This is a genomic window from Streptomyces blattellae (assembly GCF_009709555.1).
Classification (GTDB): domain Bacteria; phylum Actinomycetota; class Actinomycetes; order Streptomycetales; family Streptomycetaceae; genus Streptomyces; species Streptomyces blattellae.
In genome coordinates this window covers 1-22,748 of sequence record NZ_WJBG01000159.1, presented here as the reverse complement: position 1 = coordinate 22,748, position 22,748 = coordinate 1, and the positions used below count along the sequence as shown (strand labels likewise).

Sequence of the window (22,748 nt, the reverse complement as noted above, 5' to 3'; positions counted from 1 at the left end):
GCACCCGCCCTGGGCGTGCGGCAGAATCGGCGGTGATGAGCAACTACCGCGACCTAGCCTTCCCAAGAGCACTGAGCAGCGTCGGTGTGTCAGGCGCTCCCATCGGTTCCCGCCGCGCGCCGACGCTTCGCACGGTAGGCACGAGGGAACGCCGCTCCCACCTCACCGCCCCCCGCGTGCCAACCGTCGGCATCGACATCGGTGGCACCAAGGTGATGGCAGGCGTCGTGGACGCCGACGGCAACATCCTGGAGAAGCTCCGCACGGAGACCCCGGACAAGTCCAAGAGCCCGAAGGTCGTCGAGGACACCATCGTCGAACTGGTCCTCGACCTGTCCGACCGGCACGACGTGCACGCCGTCGGCATCGGCGCGGCCGGCTGGGTCGACGCCGACCGCAACCGCGTGCTGTTCGCGCCCCATCTGTCCTGGCGCAACGAACCGCTGCGCGACCGCATCGCCGGCCGCCTCGCCGTCCCGGTCCTGGTGGACAACGACGCCAACACCGCCGCCTGGGCGGAGTGGCGCTTCGGCGCGGGCCGCGGCGAGGACCACCTCGTCATGATCACGCTCGGTACCGGCATCGGTGGCGCGATCCTGGAGGACGGGCAGGTCAAGCGCGGCAAGTACGGTGTCGCAGGCGAGTTCGGCCATATGCAGGTCGTCCCCGGCGGCCACCGCTGCCCGTGCGGCAACCGCGGCTGCTGGGAGCAGTACAGCTCGGGAAACGCGCTGGTCAGGGAGGCGCGTGAGCTGGCGGCGGCCGACTCCCCGGTGGCGTACGGGATCATCGAGCACGTCAAGGGCAACATCGGCGACATCAGCGGGCCGATGATCACCGAGCTGGCCCGCGAGGGCGACGCCATGTGCATCGAGCTGCTCCAGGACATCGGGCAGTGGCTCGGCGTCGGCATCGCCAACCTCGCGGCGGCGCTCGACCCCTCCTGCTTCGTGATCGGCGGTGGCGTGTCCGCGGCCGACGACCTGCTGATCGGCCCCGCGCGGGACGCGTTCAAGCGGCACCTCACCGGGCGCGGCTACCGGCCCGAGGCCAGGATCACCCGCGCCCAGCTCGGCCCCGAGGCGGGCATGGTCGGCGCCGCCGACCTCGCCCGCCTGGTCGCCCGCCGCTTCCGCCGTGCCAAGCGCCGCCGGGTCGAGCGCTACGAGCGCTATGAACGGTACGCGGAGGCCCGCCGCGAGGCCCGGGAGGCGCTGTGACGACCCAGCTGCCCCATCAGGCCCCGCCCGCGGACGAGCCGGCCGGCCGGCCCGAGCCCCGCGGCCGGGTGATCCGTCGCAGGGCCCTCACCCTGCTCATCATCGTGCTGCTCATCGGCGTACCGGCCGGCTATCTGGTGATCTCCGCCGCGCAGAGCCGCGACAGCGGCCGGGACAAGGAGGAGAAGTACTCGGCGCGGGGCCTCACCCGCGACTGGCCGTCGAAGGTCCAGCGCCGCCTGTACCAGGTGCCGATGCCGCACCCGTCGGGCAAGGTCGCGTACTACGAGACGAACAACTGGAAGACCAGCCGGCTCTACGTCCAGTTCCAGACCCCCAGCGCGAACCTTGACCTCTTTCTCAAGGACATGGGCACCAGCCGGTCCGAGCTGACGCGGGACAAGATCACCATCGGGGAGCGCGACCAGATGGTCACCGGCTGGGACTTCTCCAGCCCCGGCCCCTGGTACGGCCTGGTCCACGAGCAGCGGAACCCGAGGCCCACACAGCAGGTCATGGTGAGCCTGGCCAACCCCGACAACCCGCTCATCTACGTCGTCTCGCGCGTGATCCCCTGAGGTTCCGTGCCCGCCCGGACCGGTGGCCGGGGCCGATTGTCAGACCCCGCCCGTAGAGTCGAAGACGTCTGATCGACTGATCGACGCACGGGCGGGGAGGTGACAGGACGTATGACCGAGGCGACCGCGGTGGCCGACCGGGCGGAGGGGTCCGTACCCCTCCGACTCGCGGCCGTCTTCCTGCCCGCGCCCGTCCCGCGAGAGGGCCGGATCGCCTTCTGGGACCCCGAGGGCGACATCGGCGCCGACTCCTCCAGCGACGAATCCTCCAGCGCCGACGCCATCGGTCGTACGGAGCTGACTGTCGTACGACGTCATGGCAGCGGAGTGCGGCGCAGGCCCGCCGCCGCCCTGTCGCTGCCCGTCGGCGAGGCGCTGCCGCTGCTGGTGCGGGCGCGGCGCGACCCCGCCGCACACCCGGCCACCGCCTGCTGGGGCGCCGCCGCGCTGCACGCGCTGCGGCTCGCGGCCCGCGGACGCCTGCTGCCCGGACTGACCCCGTCCGGGCACGACGCCTGGCGGGCGGGACCCCTCGGACCGGACGACATCGCGCACCTGCGCGCCGTCGCGGCGGCGCTCCCGCCCGAGGGGCACGCCGTGCCCCTGCCCGGCCCCGGACCGCTTCGGCTGCCCGAGCCGGAAGCGCTGATGCGCTCCTTCCTCGACGCGGTCGCGGACACCCTGCCGCGCACGCCCGCCGCCCCGCACGCCTCCGGCAGGCCCTTCGCGGACCGCCGTCCGCAGCGTCTGCCCGACGCCCACGACTGGGCCGCGGAAGTCGCCGCCGGCATGGACGCGGGCGTGCGGATCTCGCTCCGGCTGGACCTGTCGGCGTACGACCTGTTCGACGGAGGCGAGCGGACGCGCAGCGCGGGCGCGGCGATCGTCCAGGTGCACAGCCTCGCCGACCCCACGCTCGTCGTCGACGCGGCGGCCCTCTGGTCGGGCGAGGCGGACGCGGCGTTCGGGCCACGCGCGCGCGTGGACGCCGCCCTCGCCGTGCGCCGCGCGGCCCGCGTCTGGCCCCCACTGGACCGGCTCGCCGAACAGGACGTGCCCGACGTGCTGGCCCTGACCGAAGGGGAGCTGGGCGAGCTGCTCGGTGCCGCGGCCACCCGGCTCGCCGCGGCCGGGGTCGCCGTGCACTGGCCGCGGGACCTGGCCCAGGATCTCAGCGCGGCAGCGGTCGTACGGCCCGCACCGGGCTCGGCGACCGACGGCACCGGCTTCTTCGAGAGCGAGGAACTCCTCCAGTTCCGCTGGCAGTTGGCACTCGGCGGCGACCCGCTCACCGAGGCCGAGATGGACGCCCTCGCCGAGGCCCACCGGCCCGTCGTACGCCTCAGGGACCAGTGGGTCCTCGTCGATCCGGCGCTCGTGCGCAAGGCCCGCAAGCGTGAACTGGGCCTGCTCGACCCGGTCGACGCGCTGTCCGTCGCGCTGACCGGCAGCGCGGAGGTCGACGGCGAGACGGTGCCGGCGGTGCCGGTCGGCGCGCTGGCCGCCCTGCGCGACCGGCTGACGGCGGGGGTGCGGCCCGTCGAGCCGCCGCCGGGGCTGCACGCCCGGCTGCGGGACTACCAACTCCGGGGCCTGGCCTGGCTCGACCTCATGACCACCCTCGGCCTCGGCGGCTGCCTCGCCGACGACATGGGGCTCGGCAAGACGATCACGCTGATCGCGCTGCACCTGAAGCGGGCCCGCAGCGAGCCCACCCTGGTGATCTGTCCGGCCTCCCTGCTCGGCAACTGGCAGCGGGAGATCACCCGTTTCGCGCCCGGCGTCCCCGTCCGCCGCTTCCACGGCCCCGACCGCACGCTCGACGATCTGGACGGCGGCTTCGTCCTCACGACATACGGCACGATGCGATCGGCGGCTCCGGCGCTGGCCCAACAGGCATGGGGCATGGTCGTCGCGGACGAGGCCCAGCACGTCAAGAACCCGTACTCGGCGACGGCGAAGGCCCTGCGCACCATCCCGACACCGGCGCGAGTCGCCCTGACCGGCACGCCGGTGGAGAACAACCTCTCCGAGCTGTGGGCACTGCTGGACTGGACGACACCGGGACTGCTCGGCCCGCTGAAGTCCTTCAGGTCCCGGCACGCGCGAGCCGTGGAGAACGGCGAGGACGAGGAGGCGGTGGAGCGGCTGGCCCGTCTGGTCCGCCCCTTCCTGCTGCGCCGCAAGAAGTCCGACCCCGGCATCGTTCCCGAGCTGCCGCCCAAGACGGAGACGGACCACCCCGTTCCGCTCACCCGGGAGCAGGCCTCGCTCTACGAGGCGGTGGTGCGCGAGTCGATGCTGGCCATCGAGACCGCGCAGGGGATCGCCCGCCGTGGTCTGGTACTGAAGCTGCTGACCTCGCTGAAGCAGGTCTGCAACCATCCGGCGCTGTACCTGAAGGAGGAGATCCGGGGCGACGGCCTCGCCGCCCGCTCCGGCAAACTGGCCCTGCTGGACGAGCTGTTGGACACCCTGCTGGCGGAGGACGGCTCGGCGCTGGTCTTCACGCAGTACGTCGGGATGGCCCGCCTCATCACCTCCCACCTGGCCACCCGGGCGGTCCCCGTGGACCTCCTGCACGGCGGCACGCCCGTACCCGAGCGGGAGCGGATGGTGGACCGCTTCCAGAGCGGCGCGACCCCGGTCCTCGTGCTGTCCCTGAAGGCGGCCGGCACCGGCCTGAACCTCACCCGCGCGGGCCATGTCGTCCACTTCGACCGCTGGTGGAACCCGGCCGTCGAGGAACAGGCCACCGACCGCGCCTATCGCATCGGCCAGACCCAGCCGGTCCAGGTCCACCGCCTGATCACCGAAGGCACCGTCGAGGACCGCATCGCCGAGATGCTCGCATCCAAGCGGGCCCTCGCCGACGCGATCCTGGGCTCGGGTGAGTCGGCTCTCACGGAGCTGACGGATCGTGAGCTGTCCGACCTTGTCTCGCTGCGGAGGGAGCGATGACTTCCCGCCCCGCCGATGAGGCACGCCGAGCCCTCCGGGCGGCCCGGGAACACGCGAGGCGTCGTGATGGGGATCCCCAGGGCTCGCAGCCGGGCGCGGAGGCGGGGTGCGGCGACGAGGTGACGGCTCCCGAGAGGGTGGTGGCCACCGGCCGGCTCGCGGGTGGCGCGGCGCGAGCGGAGGACGACGAGGCCGCGGGCGATGACGTACGGCGGACCACCGCGGACCCGTCAGGAGGAGCACCCCGCCCGGGTGACGCGGCCCGGGCGGCGCTGCGGCACGCCCTCACTGCCCGGCGTAGCGCGGCAGCGGGCCCGGCCGTGAGCGCCTCGACCGCCGACGTGCCGGCCGGTACCGCCGGTGGGGAGACCTCCGGCGAGGAGCAGAACCGGCTCGGCGACGAGACAGAACGCGCCCGCGAGGAGGGGCGTGCGGGTGCAGCCGGGGCGCGAGCGCCGCGCTCGGCGCCGACCGGCTCTGACCCGTCACGACCGTTGCACCCCGTCACCTCCGCAGACGCGCCTCTGGCTCGCCCCTCGGCCCGGCCCGCCGACGTGTCTCCGGTCCGGTCCTCGGATCTGTCGGCGGACGTGTCTCTGGTTCGGTCCTCGGATCTGTCGGCGGACGTGTCTCTGGTTCGGTCCTCGGCCGGGTTCGCCGACGTGTCTCCGGTCCGGTCCTCGGATCCGCCCGCAGGTACGCCTCTGGCTCGGTCGTCGCCCCGGTTCGCGGGCACGCCCCCGCTCCCGCCCTCGGATCCGCCCGCAGACCCGCCCCCGCCCCCGCTCTCGAACCCGCACACGGCCCCCCGCGACCCCGGCTCGCCGAACGTGCACACGCACCGCGACACTCGGGTTCCCGCCCGTTCTCCTTCTCGCCGGAGTGGGGGTGGCTCCACGCGCGCCGGGACCGGTCTCGCCGAACTGCGGCGTACCTTTCCCGCCTTTCCGCCGGTGCTGTCGAGCAGCGGTGGGTTCGCGGTGACGTGGTGGGGAAACGCTTGGGTCGCGGCGCTGGAGGAAGGGGCGCTGGACGCCAAGCGGTTGGCGCGGGGGCGCGGGTATGCGCAGCAGGGGAACGTGGAGGCCATCACCGTCACACCTGGCCTCGTTCTCGCGTATGTGCAGGGCAGCCGGCCCCGGCCGTACCGCGTGCAGTTGCGGCTGCGCACGCTGGAGGACGCCGACTGGGAGCGGTTCCTGGACACGGCGGCCGAGCGGCCCGGGCATATCGCCGCCCTGCTGGACAAGGAGTTGCCGCAGTCGCTCGCGGATTGCGGAGTCCCGTTGCTCCCCGGCCCCGGTGAGCTTGCTCCGCAGTGCAGTTGCCCCGACCGCGGCCACCCCTGCAAGCACGCCGCCGCGCTCTGCTACCAGACGGCACGGTTGCTGGACGCCGACCCGTTCGTCCTGCTTCTGCTGCGCGGGCGCGGGGAGCGGGAGCTGCTCGATTCACTCTCCCGTCGCAACGCCGCCCGCGCGGCCCGCGCCGCACAGCAACGGGAGCCGGCGCCGCTCCCGGGCGTGCGGGCCACCGACGCACTCGCGCCGCGTCAACTCCCGCCCCTCCCCGCACCGTTGCCCACACCCCCGCACCCCGAGCAGCCGCCGGTCTACCCGGCCGCGCCGGGTGGTCCGGACCCCTTCGCGCTGGACCAGTTGGCGAGTGACGCGGCCGTTCGCGCCCACACGCTGCTCGCCACCGGCCGTGACCCGGTCGCCGAACTGACGCTGTGGCAGGACGCGGTGCGGCTCGCCGCGGCCCGCCCGGGTTCCGGGCTCACCGCCGGCACCCGCTCCCTCTACGCCTCGCTCGCCTCAGCCGTCGGCCGCACCTCCGCCGAACTGGCGCGTGCGGTCGCTGCCTGGCGCCAGGGCGGCCTGGAGGGTCTCGCCGTCCTCGATGAACCCTGGGACCCGCCCGCCGGCCGTTTCGACCGGGCGCGGCCCCTTCTCCTCGCCGCCGACCTCCCCGCTTTCCGCCCCTGGCGCAACCGCCTCACCCACCCCCGCGGCCATGTCCAGCTCCGCCTCGGCCGAGACGGCATCTGGTATCCGTACGAGTCGGAACCCGGCCACGACGACTGGTGGCCTCGCGGCACCCCGGACCTGGATCCGGTCGGCGCACTGACGGGCCTGGGCATGTCGCCGGAAGACTGAGGACCCTGCCCTGCCCTGCCCTGCCCTGCCCTGCCCTGCCCTGCCCTGCCGTGCCCTGCCCTGCCGTGCCCTGCCCTGCCGTGCCCTGCCGTGCCGTGCCCTGCCGTGCCGTCGCGGTGCGGCAGAGCCGCTGCGCCTGACCCGTCGGGTCCGGCCCTCGCCCCCGAGCCGGCGGCTGTCCGGTGAAGGCCGTGCGCGAGTTCCTGTGAGTGTTCCCCGCTGATGTGCGGGAGCCAGGGGTCCTCCCCGTCCGCCGTCCGCCCCGCACCGCGGCGCCGTCGGGCTGATCCGGGTCACGGAACCGGACATGGCCGAGCGACTTCTCGGCCTCCCCCTTCCCCGCGCACTCGTAGAAGCCTTCCAGAAGCCCGGTTCCTACTGGTCGAACGCGTCGGACGGCTCGAACGGGTAGTCGACGAAGGCGAACGCCGAGCCGTCCGGGGCCCAGCTGGGCACGTTGATCGTGCCCTGTCCGCCGTCGAGGGCCACCAGCGTGGTCGGCCTGCGCCAGGCGTCGGTCGACACGAGGCGCAGTTCGACGGGCAGGTCGGCGGGGTGGCCTGTCGTACCGGGCGGGTAGCTGAGGTAGACGGCGACGTCGCCGGTCGGCGCGATGTGGGGAAACCAGTTCACGCGCTCGTCGAAGGTGAGCTGCTCCAGGTCGCCGCCGTCGGGCCGGACCCGGGCGAGCTGGGCGTGGCCGGGTTTCTCGGAGAACTGCTCGGTGTTGAAGACGATCCAGGCTCCGTCGGGCGTCCACTCGCACCCGTCCGCCGGACCGTCATCGGTGGTGACGGCGATGTCGTCCCGCCCGTCGACGCCGACGGTGTGGATGGTGGCCGAGGCCCACCAGTTGTCGCCCTCGGGTTCCAGCCGCACATAGGCCAGGCGGCGGCCGTCGGGGCTCATGCCGTGCAGGAAGTGCAGTGCGCCGTCGTGGGCGGTGACCCTGCGGGCGGTGCCTCCGGCGAGGGGGACCTGCCAGATGTGCCAGTCGTTGGCCGAGGCGTACACCGTGGTGCCGTCGGGGGACAGGACGTGGTCGTTGTTGACGTCGGGCAGCCCCTGCGCCGGCACCTGTTGGGGCGCCGCCGACCCGTCGGCGGGGAGGGTCCACAGGAGTCCGTCGCCGTTGACGAGCAGGCGTCCGTCGACGGTCCAGTTGGGTGCCTCGTAGAGGCGGTCGCGCGACTCGTACACCGTACGGACGGCCCCGGTCGCCCGGTCCCAGACGCGGAGGCGGGCGCGCTGACCGCTCTTGAGCCGCCGTAGCGGAGTCTCCTCGCTTTCCTCGCTCATGCGTCGCCTCCGTGGGCAAGGTGGGCGCGGATGCCTTCGACGATGAGGTCGTGGTCCTCCTGCGAGGACAGCCCGGAGGCGGTGGCCGCCGCGACGACGCCCACATTCCGGACCCGGATGGGAAACGAGCCGCCCGTGACCGCGTAGTCCGCGCCCAGCCATCCCATCGCGGCGGGGTCGACCCCCGCGGCGGACAGCCGGGCGTCCACCAGCGCGCTGCTGGTCTCCAGGCGCAGCACGACGGCGGCCTTGCGGGCGATCCATGTCTCCTGATCGGGCGTGCTGCCCGGCAGGGCGGCGCGGAACAGGATCAGTCCGGGCCGCCGGATGTCGATGCCGACGGCGTGGCCGGCCTGCTCGGCGATCGCGGTGATGCGCTTGCCCAGTCGCCAGGCGTCCGCGTGGTCGAACGAGTCGAAGACCAGCTCCTTTTCCTGGTGTTCGAGCATGGTGACGAGATCCGTCATGGAATCCCTGTCCGGCATGGAGTCTCTCCTTCGAGCCGCTCGGGTCAGGACGCGGATGCGGACGCGGACGCGGCGATCTGGGCTCGTGCCTCGTCGAGAGTGGCGAGAACCGAGATGGTCTCGTCGAGCGTGTGGACGGGTGACTCGGTGCGGCCCTCGCCTGCGAAGCGCGCCAGTGCCGTGGCCTCCCACGAGAGCCCGTCGAAGAGCCTGAGGCCGGTCGGGTCGCTCCAGGTGAGCTGCGGGCCGAAGTGGTCGGCCGAAAAGAGCGTGAAGGAGCTCGGTGCGAAGAAGACGCCGTCGACGCTGAGCGTCGCCTCGGTTCCGGCGATCACGGCCGTCATCGGAGTGCGGGTCAGGAGCGAGGTGTGGAGCGTCGACTGCGCGTCGCCTTCGTGGGTGAGGACCAGGGTCGCGTAGGCGTCGACGCCCGTCTTGCTCATGGCTCCGACAGCGGCCACCCGGGTGGGGGCGCCGAGCGCCATGGAGGCGAACTGCACGGTGTAGACCCCCAGGTCCAGCAGGGCTCCGCCGCCGAGTTCCGGGCGGTGCAGGCGGTGCTGGGGGTCCGCCGGGATCGCCTGTCCGTGGTCGGCGAGAACGGTGCGGATCTCCCCGAACACGCCGTCGGCGAGGAGTTTGCGGATGACCGATGTCTGGGGCAGGTAGCGGGTCCACATCGCCTCCATCACCAGGACCCCGGCGGCGCGTGCCGCGTCGGCCAGGGTCTTCGCCTCGGCCGCGCTCACCGTGATCGGCTTCTCGATGAGCACATGTTTGCCGGCGGCGATGGCGGCCAGCCCTATGGAGAGGTGCGCGCTGTGCGGGGTCGCGACGTAGACCACGTCGACGTCGGGGTGGGTGACGAGCTGCTCCGTGGAGCCCAGGGCGTGGTCGATGCCGTGGGTGGCGGCGAACGAGCTCGCGCGGTCGAGGGAACGGGAGGCGACCGCGGTGATCCGTTGGGCGGTGTGTGTGCGGACGGCGTTCGCGAACTCGCCGGCGATCCAGCCGACACCGACGATGCCCCACCGAAGCGAGGGCTCTCCGGTGCGGGGCAGGTAGAGGTCCGGTTCCGGCAGGCGGGAAGGCAGCATCTCACGCTCCATCGACGCGGCTATGGGGGAAAGCAGCTGTACGAACACCACTTGGCACGAGCTAAGACCGGCGATGGGTCAGGTTAGCACGAGCTAAATCGCGGTCGGCGACAGCCATCCACGACGACCAATGTGAGTCCCGGCGGCAAGAGCCCCTCAGGCCCCGGTCCGCACCGGCCCCGTCGACTCGCGCACCACGAGCCTCGTCGCGGTGGCGACGACGCGACGGGGCCCGTCGTCTCCCGCGATCCGGTCGAGCACCGATCCCAACGTCGCCTCGACCGTCGCCTCGACGTCCTGTCGCACCGACGTCAACCGGTGATACGACAACGACGAGAGATAGCTGTCGTCGAACCCGACGACGGACACGTCCCGGGGTACCTGGACACCCGACCGCGCGAAGACCGCCAGCACGCCGGCCGCGCACTGGTCCCCGCAGCACACCACAGCCGTCGGACGTCGAGCGCGCGCCACGATCTCCCTCGCCGCCGCGGCGCCGTCCTCCTCCGAGAACCCGCCGGACAGCACCTCGATCCGGTCGGACAGCCCGAACGTGGTCATCGCCGCGCGATACGCCTCGGCGCGGTCCCGCCCCACCTGCCTGCCCTGCCCGCCGGCATAGGCGATGTCACGATGCCCCAGCCCGACCAGGTGCTCGACCGCGAGACGAAGCCCCTCGGTCTCGTCGACATGCACGTTGTCGAATTCGGGCTGCTGGGCCCATTCGCCCAGCCAGACAACGGGAACAACGTCACTCGCTCCCGCAAGCGCGGCCGAGTCCGGGGGGTTGAACGCGACCAGCGCCTCCACTCGCTGCTCCATCAGCTCGGCGACGACGGCATCCATCGGCCTTTCCACCGTCGTGGGACCGAGTGCCACGCCGAACCCCTTCTCGGCCGCCCGGACGAACAGTCTCTCCACGAAGCGCACCTGGAAGGGATTGCGCATCGCGAACACCGCCCCGATCAAGCGGGTGCGCTGCTGGCGCAGCAGTCGCGCGGAGGCGTGCGGCCGGTACCCGAGCTCGCTCGCGGCGGCGAGGATCCGGTCCCGCGACTCGGTGCTCGGCCCTGGCAGGCCCCTGATCACCATCGAGACGAGCTGACGGGACACGCCGATGTGGTCGGCGATGTCCTGCATCGTGGGAAGTCGGCCGGTGCCCTTGCCCCCTCTTCGGCTCCGCGAACCCTCCGCGCCGGTCGTCATGCTCGCCAGTCTTCCACAGGGGCGCTGAGGGGCCTGGGTGCGCTACTCGGACCCCGCCCATTCCAGTACGACCTTGGCGAACTCCCCGGGCAGTTGCTCGGGGAGCGGGACGTGGCCCCCGGACAGGACCGGCGTCTCGCAGCCGAGGGCTTCGGCGAACTTCGACGAGACCATGGCCCGGGTCGCGGACGGCACACCCGGCGAGCTTCTGGTGCGCAGCCACCAGCCGTACGCCTTCTCCACCGGCTACCTCGGAGGACGGCGGCCCGCGCCCGGCTCCTGGCGCCGCACCGGTGACCGGGTGATCCGTGACGGCGACGGCTGGTTCCGCTTCGTCGACCGGGTCAAGGACGTCATCCGGCGCCGCGCCGAGAACATCTCCTCGGCCGAGGTGGAGCGGGTGGTGCGCACGCATCCGTCGGTGGCCGGGGCCGCGGCGTTCCCGGTCGCCTCCGAACTGGCCGAGGACGAGGTCATGGTCACGGTCGTCGTCCGGCCGGGCACCGAGCTGGATCCGGGGGACCTGGCCCGGCACTGCGCGCGCGAGCTCCCGCCGTTCGCGGTGCCCCGGTACATCGAGGTGGTCTTGGCCCTGCCGCTGACCGAGACGGGCAAGGTCCGCAAGGCCGCACTGCGGGAACGAGGCGTCACCACCCGTACCTGGGACCGGGACCGATCGCACCGGGTGTGAAGATCACCAAGGAGTGCTTGCGCAAGCCTGGCAAGACCGGGGTGACTCGGAGTCCGGCTCCTGCCAGGAAAAGACGGAAATTGTTCACCATGTGGTGTTCATGTTGCAGGTTGGGGAGATCTCGGAGGGCTTTCAGGTGAATCGCGCCGAGCCACGCAGATCCAACCACACTCGAAACCGCAGCCCACAACCCAGCAACCCGCATCCCCGGAAGCCGGCCTCGGTGCTTTCGGCAGTTCCGGCCTGTCGCGGCGAGCGGGGCAAGGGCCGTTAGGTTGGGAGCGGCCATGTGAGATCCCGTGAGAGATGAGAGGGTCTGACGGGTGAGCGAGACACCGACGAACACCCTGCAATACCGCTTCGACGGGCCGGAAGAGGCCCCTGTCCTGATCTTGGGTCCCTCACTGGGTACCACCTGGCACATGTGGGACAGACAGGTCCCCGAGCTGACGAAGCAGTGGCGCGTCTTCCGGTTCGATCTGCCGGGACACGGCGGCGCACCGGCGTACCCGGCGGGCGCGATCGCCGAGGTGTCCGCCCGGCTGCTCGCCACGCTCGACGGGCTCGGCGTGCAGCGCTTCGGCTACGCGGGCTGCGCGTTCGGCGGTGCCGTCGGTGTGGAGCTGGCGCTGCGGCACCCGGAGCGCCTCGCCTCGCTCGCGCTGATCGCCGCCTCGCCCCGCTTCGGCACGGCGGACGAGTTCCGCCAGCGCGGGGTGATAGTGCGCACGAACGGGCTCGACCCCATCGCCCGTACCTCCCCGGACCGCTGGTTCACCGGCGGGTTCGCCGCCGCGCAGCCCGCGATCACCGAGTGGGCGGTCCAGATGGTGCGCACCACCGACCCCGGCTGCTACATAGCCGCCTGCGAGGCGCTCGCCTCCTTCGACGTCCGGCAGGAACTCGGCCGCGTCGGCGTGCCCACCCTCGTCCTCGTCGGCTCGGACGACCAGGTCACCGGCCCCGCCGAGGCCCGCACTCTGGTCGCCGGAATACCGGACGCGCGGCTCGCGGTGGTCCCCGGCGCCTCCCACCTGGTGCCCGTCGAACAGCCCGCCGCCGTCACCGACCTGCTGGTCCGGCACTTCTCCACCGCCTGGCAGCCCGCCTACGACTCCACCACCGGCCAGGTCGCCATTCCGGCCGCCCCGGTCAAGCCGGTCCTGTCCGCACCGCCGCAGTCCTTGCCCGTCGCCGAGATCGCCCCGCCCGTCGTACCGCCGCAGCCCGCGGCGCGGCCGGATCCGTACGAGGCCGGGCTCAAGGTGCGCCGCGAGGTGCTCGGCGACGCGCATGTCGACCGGGCGCTGGCGGAGGCCGACGAGTTCTCCGGCGACTTCCAGGAGCTGGTCACCCGGTATGCGTGGGGCGAGGTCTGGGACCGGCCGGGACTCGACAGACGGGCCCGCAGCTGTGTCACCCTCACCGCCCTGGTCGCGGGCGGCCACCTGGACGAACTCGCCTTCCACACCCGGGCCGCGCTGCGCAATGGCCTGACCCCCGCCGAGATCAAGGAAGTGCTGCTGCAGGCGGCCGTGTACTGCGGCGTACCGGCGGCGAACAGCGCGTTCAGGGTGGCTCAGGGGGTCATCCGCGAGGAGACCACTCCCACGGAGTGATCGCCGGCCGGGTACCGAAAGCACCACTCCGAGCCGCCCTCGGCACGCTCACCGGGGGCAGGATGGTGCCATGAAGCTCACGAAGAAGTCGCACGCCTGCATCCGTCTCGAAAAGGACGGGCGGACGCTCGTCCTCGACCCCGGGGGATTCAGCGAGGAGGACGCCGCGGTCGGCGCGGACGCGATCCTCGTCACACACGAGCACCCCGACCACTTCAGCGAGGAACGGCTGCGGTCGGCCATGGAGGCAAACCCGGCCGCCGAGATCTGGACCCTCAAGGCGGTCGCGGACAAGATCTCGACCGCCTTCCCGGGCCGCGTGCACACCGTCGGCCACGGCGACACGTTCACCGCCGCGGGCTTCGACGTCCAGGTCCACGGCGAACTGCACGCCGTGATCCACCCGGACATCCCGCGCATCACCAATGTCGGCTACCTCGTCGACGGCGGCCGTGTCTTCCACCCCGGCGACGCGCTCACCGTCCCCGACCGTGCCGTTCAGACGCTGATGCTCCCGGTCATGGCGCCGTGGAGCAAGATCTCCGAGGTGATCGACTACGTTCGCGAGGTCAAGCCGCAGCGGGCGTACGACATCCACGACGCCCTGCTCACCGACCTGGCCCGCCCGATCTACGACAACCAGATCGGTGCCCTCGGCGGCGCGGAGCACCTGCGGCTGACGCCGGGAGCGTCGGCGGAGGTCTGAGCACCACGGGCCGCGTTGTCAGACCCGCCGGGTAGGTTGTGGAACATGCGCATCGCGACCTGGAACGTGAACTCGATCACCGCCCGCCTGCCGAGGCTCCTGGCCTGGCTGGAGAGCAGCGGCACCGACGTGCTCTGCCTCCAGGAGGCCAAGGTCGCCGAGGACCAGTTCCCGACCGCCCAACTGCGCGAGCTGGGCTACGAGTCGGCGGTCCACGCGACCGGCCGGTGGAACGGCGTGGCGGTGCTCTCCCGCATAGGCCTGGAGGACATCGTCAAGGGCCTGCCCGGCGACCCCGGCTTCGACGGCGTGGTCGAGCCCCGCGCCATCTCCGCGACCTGCGGCCCGATCCGCGTCTGGTCGGTGTACGTCCCCAACGGCCGTGAGGTGGATCACCCCCACTACGCCTACAAGCTCCAGTGGTTCGAGGCCCTGAAGGCGGCTGTCGCGGGCGACGCGTCCGGCAGCCGCCCGTTCGCGGTGATGGGCGACTACAACGTCGCGCCGACGGACGACGACGTCTACGACGTGGCCGCCTTCGAGGGTTCCACCCATGTCACCCCCGCCGAGCGCGCGGCCCTGACCTCCCTGCGCGAGGCAGGCCTGTCGGACGTCGTCCCGCGCCCCCTCAAGTATGAGCACCCGTTCACGTACTGGGACTACCGCCAGCTCTGCTTCCCCAAGAACCGCGGCATGCGCATCGACCTGGTCTACGGCAACGAGCCGTTCGCCAAGGCCGTCAAGGACTCATACGTGGACCGTGAGGAGCGAAAGGGCAAGGGCGCCTCGGACCACGCACCGGTGGTCGTGGACCTCGCCCCGTAGCGGGCTGGGCTGTATCGACCTGCGACCCCGCCGCGCGGGCCCGACCAGCCCCCACCGGCCCGCAGGCTGATCACCGAACTCCGGACTCCGGACTCCGGACTCCGGACCCGCACCGCCCGGCCATCGGCCCGCACGCTGTCCGGCTCACCCGCCGCGACGCGCGGCCAGATCAGCCGGGCGCTCCGCACGGCGAGCGTGCGGCCGAGTGCCCGAGTCGGCCCGGTGTCCGAGTCGGCCGGGTGTCCGAGTCGGCCGGGTGTCCAGTCGGCCGCGGTGAGGCCCGGCGGGAAGATCGAGGCGCCCATGCCGCGGTGTTGCCGAAGAGGCGCTCCGGCGCCGGCGGCCCGGCGCCGGTCCTGACGGCGGCACCCGCCGAGGTGGGATCGGCCGCAATCCGGGGTGTGCGCGCCTGTGGTGCGCATGGCGGTGCGAATGACAGGGTGGGAGGTATGAAGATCCCTTTTCTGGGCGACCGGAGCAAGAAGCCCGGGGTCCCCGACGCCGAGGGCATCGCCGAACTCCTCTCCGAGTGCGAACTGCTGCGCTCCCAGGCGTCCAAGGAAGGCGTCAGACTGGACGACTCCGCCGCCTCGTTGGAGGAACTCGACCAGTTGGTCCCGCGATGGCGGGACGACGAGGAGATCCTGCCCTGGCTGGGCAACGACGCCGGGCTGTATCTGGGCACCGTCATCGTGCGCACCGTGGCCGGTGCCGCGTGGGAGATCTGGCCCAACGGCCAGCCGGTGATCAGACTTGCCTCGGGCCGCGAGTTCGATGTCGTCGCCTCCGGCCAGGAATGGGCGTCCAGCGGGGTGCCCGAGCTGTCCCAGCTGTATGCGGAGGTCGCGGAGGTGTGACCCGCTGATCCCGCTGATCTTCGCCGATCCCTCCTATCTCGCGGTAAATACGGCTAATGCCCGAAAGGTGCGTGTCGTGTGCTTAAGCCACTCTTATCCGGATAGTTTGCGGCGACCACGACACAGCTGAGAGCGGGCCGTAGGGGGCAGCAGTCACAGAACCAGGCCCGCCCGGCGGCAGCCGGAGATCACTGCTCGCGCCTGCGGAGGCGAGGAGAAGGTCAGCTGCACGCCGGACGGGTTCCGCCCTTTCACCGCAGTGGCGGTGGCCGTGCCCGGCGGGACTCAGGAAGCGCGGTGGGAGTTGCGCGGAGCCGCCGCTTCCGGCAGCGCCGTCTGTGCCGCCCGTGTCACATCGGCGACCAGTTCGACGACATCCGGCCCGTACGCCTGCGAGTTGACGACCTTCAGCAGCAGGACGAAGGAGTTGTTGCCGTGCTTGCGGGACAGCCGTTGGTGGTTGCGGGCGAGATAGCGGGTCGCTGCCTGGTTGGTGATCGCGCGCTGGCCGCAGAACAGGAACACCGGCCGCACCTCCTTGCGCTGACCGGCGGTGAGCCGGGCGAGGAGCACATACTCGCCGATGCCCGGCTCCAGGCGGTAGCGCTCACTGCCGATCTGGAAGGCGTTGCGGTCGGGGCCGGGTTCGGCGTCGGTATTGACGCGTATACCCGGCAGCAGGGAGTGCAGATGGGCGGCCATACGGCGGTTGGACGCCGGTCCGCCGACGCAGAACTCGGTGCGCTCGCCGAAGCCCTGCTGGGCGGCGTCGTGCGTGACGACCTGGACGTGGGCGTTGCAGTCCTTGATGAGCGCGGCCAGTTCGAGCAGGGCGAACACATCGTGCCGCATCACCGTGAGTTCCGGCCCGCCCGCATCACGGTTCACCACCAGCAGTGACTCGGAGTTGTCGGGCAGCCCGAAGAAGGCCTGCTTCCGGCGGAGCTTGCGCTTCCACAGGTAGGTGCGGGCCAGCCAGCCGATCGTGGCACTGAGGCCGGCTGCGATCACGCCGAGGACGATGTTGCGCACGTCGTCATTCATGGGCGCGCATGGTAGCGGGCCCGGGCAAACCCGCGTTCGACACGGTCCTGACGAGGCCATGGCAATGGATTAAGCTGCGCGAACGGCCCGGCCCGCCGGGCCGAACAGCAGCCTGGAGGTGCGGATGCGTCGCCCTGTCGCGCGGAATCTGACGGTCCTGGCGGTCTCGGCCGCCGTTGTCGCGTCCGTGGGGGCCGCAGCGCCACCGGCGCCGGACAGCACGCCGGAGAAAGTTCCCGTCGCCGTCGGATACGGCGGTGCCGTCGCGAGCGTCGACGCGGACGCCTCCGCCGCCGGCATCGAGATCCTGAAGCGGGGCGGCAACGCCGTCGACGCCGCCGTCGCCACGGCCGCCGCGCTCGGTGTCACCGAGCCCTACTCCGCCGGCATCGGCGGAGGCGGCTACTTCGTCTACTACGACGCCAAGTCCCGCAGCGTGCACACGATCGACGGCCGCGAGACCGCGCCGCTGACCGCCGACTCGCAGCTCTTCGTCGAGAACGGGAAGCCGCTCGCGTTCGCCGATGCCGTCAGCAGCGGTCTCTCCGTCGGCACTCCGGGCACACCCGCCACCTGGCGGACGGCACTGGACAAGTGGGGCAGCACACAGCTCGCGACCCTGCTCGAACCCGCCGAGCGCCTGGCCCGCGACGGCTTCACCGTCGACGGCACCTTCCGCGCCCAGACCGCCCAGAACGAGACCAGGTTCCGCTACTTCCCCGACACCGCCGAGCTGTTCCTCCCGGGCGGCCAACTCCCCGTCGTCGGCTCCACGTTCAAGAACCCCGATCTCGCCCGCACCTACGAGGAGCTGGGCAGGCAGGGCGTCAAGGCCCTCTACCGGGGCGACCTCGCCGAGGACATCGTCGACACCGTCAACAACCCGCCCGTGGATCCGGATTCGGGCTGGAACGCCCGCCCCGGAGAGCTGTCGGCGAAGGACCTCGCGGCCTACCGCGCCAAGCCCCAGGCGCCCACGAAGACCTCGTACCGCGGCCTCGGCGTCTACTCCATCGCACCCTCCTCCTCCGGCGGCACCACGGTCGGCGAAGCCCTCAACATCCTTGAGGGGACCGACCTTTCCCAGGCGAGCGAGACGGAATACCTGCACCGCTACATCGAGGCGAGCCGGATCGCGTTCGCGGACCGGGGGCGCTGGGTCGGCGACCCCGCCTTCGAGGACGTACCGACGAAGGAACTGCTGTCCCAGCGGTACGCCGACTCGCGGGCCTGCCTCATCAAGGACGACGCCGTGCTCACCAGCCCGCTCGCGCCCGGCGATCCGCGTGATCCCGCCGACTGCGCCGCGGGAGGCACGGCGGCGCCGACGACGTACGAGGGCGAGAACACCACGCATCTGACGGTGGCCGACAAGTGGGGCAACGTCGTCTCCTACACGCTCACCATCGAGCAGACCGGCGGCAGCGGCATCACCGTGCCCGGACGCGGGTTCATTCTCAACAACGAGCTGACGGACTTCTCCTTCACCCCCGCCAACCCCGCCGTCCACGACCCGAACCTGCCGGGTCCGGGCAAGCGGCCGCGGTCGTCGATCTCGCCGACGATCGTGCTGGACCGGCACAACAAGCCGGTCCTCGCGCTCGGTTCGCCCGGTGGGGCGACCATCATCACGACCGTGGTGCAGACGTTGACCGGAGTCCTGGACCGCGGGCTGCCGCTGGTCGATGCGATTGCGGCGCCGCGGGCGAGTCAGCGGAACGCCGCGCAGACCGAACTCGAACCCGGCCTGTACGGCAGTGACTTGCAGAGGCAGCTGGAAAGCATCGGGCACTCGTTCAGGCTCAACCCGGAGATCGGGGCGGCGACCGGTGTGCAGCGGCTGCCGGACGGGAAGTGGCTGGCGGCGGCTGAGACGGTGCGGCGGGGTGGCGGGTCGGCCCAGGTGGTGTACCCCGCGCCGTAGGCGTCCGCGGGTGCGTGGGGCGTGTCGCGCCCCACGCCCCGCTAGGGCGTGTCCGCCTGAGTGGGCCGGAAGGCCAGGCTGCCTGCTCGCACATCGACCGTCACCCGGCCGCCGTCCGTGATCGTGCCGTCCAGGAGCAGGCGGGACAACTCGTTGTCCACCTCTCGCTGGATGGTGCGGCGCAGTGGCCTCGCGCCGTACTCCGGCTGGTAGCCGCGTTCGGCGAGCCAGTCGACGGCCGCATCGGTGAAGTCGACCACCACGCCCTGCGCGTGCAGGAGGCGACGGGTCCGCTCCAGCAACAGGGTGGTGATCCGGCGCAGTTGATCACCCGTCAGCTGGCGGAAGACCACGATCTCGTCGATGCGGTTGAGGAACTCCGGCCGGAAGTGCTCGCGCAGCGGACGCAGGATCTGTTCGCGCCGTGCCTCCTCGTCGGCCTCGGCGCCGCCCGCTCCGAAGCCGATGCCCGCGCCGCGCCGGGTGATGGCCTCGGAGCCGAGGTTGCTGGTCATCACGATGACCGTGTTGGTGAAGTCCACGGTGCGGCCCTGGGAGTCGGTCAGCCGTCCGTCGTCCAGCACCTGGAGGAGGATGTTGAAGACGTCCGGGTGCGCCTTCTCCACCTCGTCGAGGAGGAGCAGGGAGTACGGGTGGCGGCGGACCACCTCGGTGAGCTGGCCGGCCTCCTCGTGGCCGACGTAGCCGGGCGGGGCGCCGACCAGGCGGCTGACGGTGTGCCGTTCCTGGTACTCGCTCATGTCGAGGCGGACCATCCGCTCCTCGCTGCCGAACAGGGCCTCGGCGAGCGCACGGGCCAGTTCGGTCTTGCCGACGCCGGTAGGGCCGAGGAAGAGGAAGCTGCCGATCGGCCGGTCCGGGCTGGCGAGTCCGGCACGGGAGCGCAGCACCGCGTCGGAGACCACGCGGACCGCCTCGTCCTGCCCGACGACCCGCTGATGCAGATGCTCCTCCAGGCCGAGCAGCCGGTCCTTCTCCTCCTCGGTGAGGCTGCTGACCGGGATGCCGGTCTGCCGGGACACCACCTCGGCGACCGCCTCCGCGGTGACCTCCAGGTCCTGTCCCTCGTCGGCCTTTCCGTCTCCGGTGTCGGCGATCCGCTGCTTCAGTTCGCCGACCCGGTCGCGCAGCTGCATCGCCGTCTCGTACTGCTCGTCCGCGACCGCCTGGTCCTTGTCCCGGGTGAGCTGCTCGACCTCGCGCTCCAGGGCCCGTACGTCCGTGCCCTTCGTCCGGGCGTTCAGCCGCACCCGCGCGCCCGCCTGGTCGATCAGGTCGATCGCCTTGTCGGGCAGCCGCCGGTCGGTGAGATAGCGGTCGGACAGCTCCACGGCGGCGACCAGGGCCTCGTCGGCGTAGCGGACCTGGTGGTGGGCCTCGTAGCGGTCGCGCAGGCCGCGCAGGATCTCGATCGCGTCCGTGGCGGTCGGCTCGGGCACCAGGATCGGCTGGAAGCGGCGGGAGAGCGCCGCGTCCTTCTCGATCCTGCGGTACTCCTCCAGCGTGGTCGCGCCCACGATGTGCAGTTCACCGCGGGCCAGCGCGGGCTTGAGGATGTTGCCCGCGTCCATGGACCCGCCGCCCTCGCCGCCTCCGCCGGCGCCGACCACGGTGTGCAACTCGTCGATGAAGACGATCAGTTGGTCGGAGTGTGAGCGGATCTCACCCACGATGTTGTGCATCCGCTCCTCGAAGTCGCCCCGGTAGCGGGTACCCGCGACCACGCCCGTCAGGTCCAGCGCCACGACCCGGCGCCCGCTGAGTACGTCCGGCACGTCGCCGTCGGCGATGCGCTGGGCCAGGCCCTCGACGACCGCCGTCTTGCCGACGCCCGCGTCGCCGATCAGCACGGGGTTGTTCTTGCCGCGCCGGGAGAGGACCTCGATGGTCTGCTCGATCTCCTCCTCCCGTCCGATCACCGGGTCGATCCGGCCTTGGCGGGCCAGTTCGGTGAGGTCACGGCCGTACTTGTCCAGGGTCGGTGTCCCGGTGGTGCGCGGCCGTTCGGTACGGGGCTGGGTGGCGTCCGGTGTCTCCGGCGGCAGACCGGTGGGGGCGAAGCGGGCCGCGCCCAGGATGTGGCCGGCGGCCGAGTCGGGGTTGGCCGCCAGCGCGCTGAGCACATGCTCCGGGCCGATGTAGCCGGTGCCGCGCGCCCGGGCCAGCTCGTGAGCGTCCAGCAGGGCGCGCTTGACCGCGGGGGTCAGGGACAGCGAGGCGGGCGGCGGGGCCTCCTCCGGTGGATGCTGGACCGGGCCGGAGCGTTCGTCGATCTCCGATGCGAGGGAGTCCGGGTCCGCGCCGGCCCGGGCGAGCAGGCTCCGCGTGGGCTCGGTCGCGAGTGCCGCCCGCAGCAGGTGCTGGGTGTCCAGATCGCGGCTGCCGTGCTCGGCGGCGTACTGGGCGGCGCCGCGGACCAGCTCGCGGGCGGGTTGGCTGAGCAGGCGGCCGATGTCGATCTGACGGGGGGCGGGGCGGGGGCCGCCGAAGAAGCGGGCGAGGAATTCGCTGAGGGGGTCGGAGTCGAAGCCGCTGGTCATCGCATGTCCGTTCCGCTGATCGACGTGCTGGTGCGGACGGGTGCCCATGAGGGGCCCCGCTACACCTGGGCTTCTACAACACCTTGGCACGGTCGTTGGGCGGCGGCATGTTGTGGGGTGCATGGGGTGCATGGGGTGCATGGGGTGCATGGGGTGCATGGGGTGCATGGGGGTGCATGGGGTGCATGGATACGTGGCGTGTATGGGGTGCATGGGGTGTATGGGTGCCGACGTTCGGGGAGCGATCCTGGCTTGCGATTGCGGGATGGGTGTGGTTGCTCGCCCAATACAGCCCCGCTGAATGCCCTCGTGCATGTGGCGGCCTATGCCGTAGCCGCCGGCGCGCGCGGCGGTCTCGATCAGGCGGAGGCCGGCCGGACGCGGGTCGCCGGCGACGAAGCTGATCGCCCAGTCGCCGAGCCGGCCGTCGCGCAGCCGGTAGGCGGATTGGGACGCGAGGACGCCTGCACACCGCAGCATTTCGCGCGCCACCTCGTCCAGCGCCAGCAGGGGAACGCCCGCGTCGGCAGCGGCGGTCATCGGATTCGGTCACCGGCACAACTCCTGCATGGGGAGCCTCCTGCGCTCCCGCGGAAAACTCGCTGTAGCGCTCCCGTAACACGGCTGGTGTTGCCTTAGTGACCGGAGTATTCCGGTCTGGCGGGAGTTGAGCGATGACTGTTGACCAACTCCCGGGTCAGGTGCGGGAGTTCGCGAACTATCTGCACGGTCTGCTGGCACGCCTGGATCAGGGCGCCGGCTGGTGCGCGGTGTTCTGGCACCGTGACCCGGACGGTATGCAGGCCTGTCTCGACGGACGCGAAATCCCGCCCTGGGACGTGATGGAGGCGCTTCTACAGGATCTCGCCGCCGACCACGGCCCCGAAGCCGCCGCTTCCGAGAAGGAACGCGCCCGCTCCCTGCACATCGCCGCGCTCAACGCCCACGACGCCCGCCCCGGCGCCCGCGACGCCCTCGGAGACCGCCTGGACGTCACGCTCCGCGAGCAGCGCTACGCCGCCGAACGACAAGCCGAGCTGAGCCGCCTGCTCGCCTCCGCCACCACCCGCGAACAGGCCGACGCCCTCCGCCTCGACCTGGCCTGGGCCCGCGACGACCACCACCGAGCCACCGCCCGCCGCGCCGAACTCCACTCCCGCATCGCCGAGTTGGACCGCAGGTCGATCAACGGCCAGTCGGCACCGATCCGCCGGGACGGCGGCCAGGGGCCTTACAGCGACGGTGGCGATGGGCCGGGAACCACTGGGCGGCGCGCTCATGCCGATGAGCCAGGGGCCGGTGTGCGGGGCGTACGCGGTGACGCCGCGGAGGTGGGTCGCCGTGGTGCGTACGAGGGTGGTGGTGGCGGTGCTGGCGGTGGTGTGTTCGCGCGGCACGGTGATTTCCCGGAGGTCGTGCAGGACGGTGGGGCGGAGGCCGGTGTGCGGGGCGTACGCGGTGACGCTGCGGGGGTGGGTCGCCGTGGTGCGTACGAGGGTGGTGGTGGCGGTGCTGGCGGTGGTGTGTTCGCGCG

At 72.0% G+C, this 22,748-nt stretch carries 17 protein-coding genes and 1 pseudogene; 11 read left to right on the top strand and 7 right to left on the bottom strand.

What is annotated here, in order from left to right:
• Nucleotides 1-35: 35 nt before the first annotated feature.
• The 4 genes from GFH49_RS19285 to GFH49_RS19270 all read left to right on the top strand — a co-directional run bounded on the left by GFH49_RS19285 (nt 36) and on the right by GFH49_RS19270 (nt 6,918).
• Nucleotides 36-1,220: an ROK family glucokinase gene (locus GFH49_RS19285; RefSeq protein ID WP_155057321.1), complete on the top strand. Its 1,185-nt coding sequence runs from the start codon at nt 36-38 to the stop codon at nt 1,218-1,220.
• A complete protein-coding gene (locus tag GFH49_RS19280) occupies nt 1,217-1,798 on the top strand; it encodes a sugar kinase (RefSeq protein WP_155057320.1) in 582 nt (193 codons plus the stop codon). The genes GFH49_RS19285 and GFH49_RS19280 overlap by 4 nt, the downstream gene beginning before the upstream one ends.
• A 111-nt stretch (nt 1,799-1,909) precedes the next feature.
• On the top strand, nt 1,910-4,759 hold the full coding sequence (locus GFH49_RS19275) for an SCO1167/SCO6262 family helicase (RefSeq protein WP_155057319.1): 2,850 nt from the start codon (nt 1,910-1,912) through the stop codon (nt 4,757-4,759).
• Nucleotides 4,756-6,918 carry an SWIM zinc finger family protein gene (locus GFH49_RS19270; protein WP_155057318.1) on the top strand — a complete coding sequence of 721 codons (2,163 nt, stop codon included), beginning with the start codon at nt 4,756-4,758 and terminating at the stop codon, nt 6,916-6,918. Before GFH49_RS19275 ends, GFH49_RS19270 begins: the two co-directional genes overlap by 4 nt.
• 375 nt (nt 6,919-7,293) lie before the next feature.
• Here the strand turns inward: GFH49_RS19270 and GFH49_RS19265 are convergent, their stop codons facing one another.
• The 5 genes from GFH49_RS19265 to GFH49_RS41005 all read right to left on the bottom strand — a co-directional run bounded on the left by GFH49_RS19265 (nt 7,294) and on the right by GFH49_RS41005 (nt 11,161).
• Complete coding sequence (locus GFH49_RS19265; RefSeq protein ID WP_155057317.1) at nt 7,294-8,217, bottom strand: TolB family protein; 924 nt, start codon at nt 8,215-8,217, stop codon at nt 7,294-7,296.
• Nucleotides 8,214-8,702 carry a heme-degrading domain-containing protein gene (locus tag GFH49_RS19260; RefSeq protein ID WP_230396376.1) on the bottom strand — a complete coding sequence of 163 codons (489 nt, stop codon included), beginning with the start codon at nt 8,700-8,702 and terminating at the stop codon, nt 8,214-8,216. Before GFH49_RS19260 ends, GFH49_RS19265 begins: the two co-directional genes overlap by 4 nt.
• Before the next feature lie 26 nt (nt 8,703-8,728).
• The gene (locus GFH49_RS19255) at nt 8,729-9,781 is read right to left on the bottom strand and encodes a Gfo/Idh/MocA family protein (RefSeq protein WP_155057316.1); all 1,053 of its coding nucleotides are present in this window, start codon (nt 9,779-9,781) and stop codon (nt 8,729-8,731) included.
• A gap of 156 nt (nt 9,782-9,937) precedes the next feature.
• On the bottom strand, nt 9,938-10,987 hold the full coding sequence (locus GFH49_RS19250; protein WP_230396375.1) for a LacI family DNA-binding transcriptional regulator: 1,050 nt from the start codon (nt 10,985-10,987) through the stop codon (nt 9,938-9,940).
• A gap of 42 nt (nt 10,988-11,029) precedes the next feature.
• Nucleotides 11,030-11,161 (bottom strand): hypothetical protein, encoded by a 132-nt coding sequence (locus tag GFH49_RS41005; RefSeq protein ID WP_268867511.1) that lies wholly within the window; start codon nt 11,159-11,161, stop codon nt 11,030-11,032.
• Between GFH49_RS41005 and GFH49_RS19240 the strand changes: the two genes are divergently transcribed.
• The 5 genes from GFH49_RS19240 (at nt 11,160) to GFH49_RS19220 (ending at nt 15,685) form a co-directional block, all read left to right on the top strand.
• On the top strand, nt 11,160-11,678 hold the full coding sequence (locus tag GFH49_RS19240; RefSeq protein WP_155057315.1) for an AMP-binding enzyme: 519 nt from the start codon (nt 11,160-11,162) through the stop codon (nt 11,676-11,678). The two genes, GFH49_RS41005 and GFH49_RS19240, sit on opposite strands and share 2 nt — an antisense overlap.
• Before the next feature lie 323 nt (nt 11,679-12,001).
• Nucleotides 12,002-13,297: a bifunctional 3-oxoadipate enol-lactonase/4-carboxymuconolactone decarboxylase PcaDC gene (gene pcaDC, locus GFH49_RS19235; protein ID WP_155057314.1), complete on the top strand. Its 1,296-nt coding sequence runs from the start codon at nt 12,002-12,004 to the stop codon at nt 13,295-13,297.
• Between the two features lie 70 nt (nt 13,298-13,367).
• Entirely contained in the window at nt 13,368-14,003 is a 636-nt protein-coding gene (locus tag GFH49_RS19230) for an MBL fold metallo-hydrolase (RefSeq protein ID WP_155057313.1), read from the top strand.
• A gap of 45 nt (nt 14,004-14,048) precedes the next feature.
• The gene (locus GFH49_RS19225) at nt 14,049-14,828 is read left to right on the top strand and encodes an exodeoxyribonuclease III (protein ID WP_155057312.1); all 780 of its coding nucleotides are present in this window, start codon (nt 14,049-14,051) and stop codon (nt 14,826-14,828) included.
• A 449-nt stretch (nt 14,829-15,277) separates the two neighbouring features.
• Nucleotides 15,278-15,685: a DUF6278 family protein gene (locus tag GFH49_RS19220; RefSeq protein WP_155057311.1), complete on the top strand. Its 408-nt coding sequence runs from the start codon at nt 15,278-15,280 to the stop codon at nt 15,683-15,685.
• A gap of 285 nt (nt 15,686-15,970) precedes the next feature.
• On the opposite strand, the gene GFH49_RS19215 is transcribed toward GFH49_RS19220, so the two are convergent.
• Entirely contained in the window at nt 15,971-16,729 is a 759-nt protein-coding gene (locus GFH49_RS19215; protein WP_196218054.1) for a hypothetical protein, read from the bottom strand.
• A gap of 124 nt (nt 16,730-16,853) precedes the next feature.
• Between GFH49_RS19215 and ggt the strand changes: the two genes are divergently transcribed.
• A complete protein-coding gene (ggt, locus tag GFH49_RS19210; RefSeq protein ID WP_155057310.1) occupies nt 16,854-18,653 on the top strand; it encodes a gamma-glutamyltransferase in 1,800 nt (599 codons plus the stop codon).
• Nucleotides 18,654-18,694: 41 nt separating this feature from the next.
• Here the strand turns inward: ggt and GFH49_RS19205 are convergent, their stop codons facing one another.
• Nucleotides 18,695-21,214 (bottom strand): ATP-dependent Clp protease ATP-binding subunit, encoded by a 2,520-nt coding sequence (locus GFH49_RS19205; RefSeq protein ID WP_155057309.1) that lies wholly within the window; start codon nt 21,212-21,214, stop codon nt 18,695-18,697.
• Between the two features lie 674 nt (nt 21,215-21,888).
• Here GFH49_RS19205 and GFH49_RS40210 point away from each other — a divergent pair.
• A pseudogene (locus GFH49_RS40210) lies at nt 21,889-22,748 on the top strand (hypothetical protein); the annotation flags it as partial.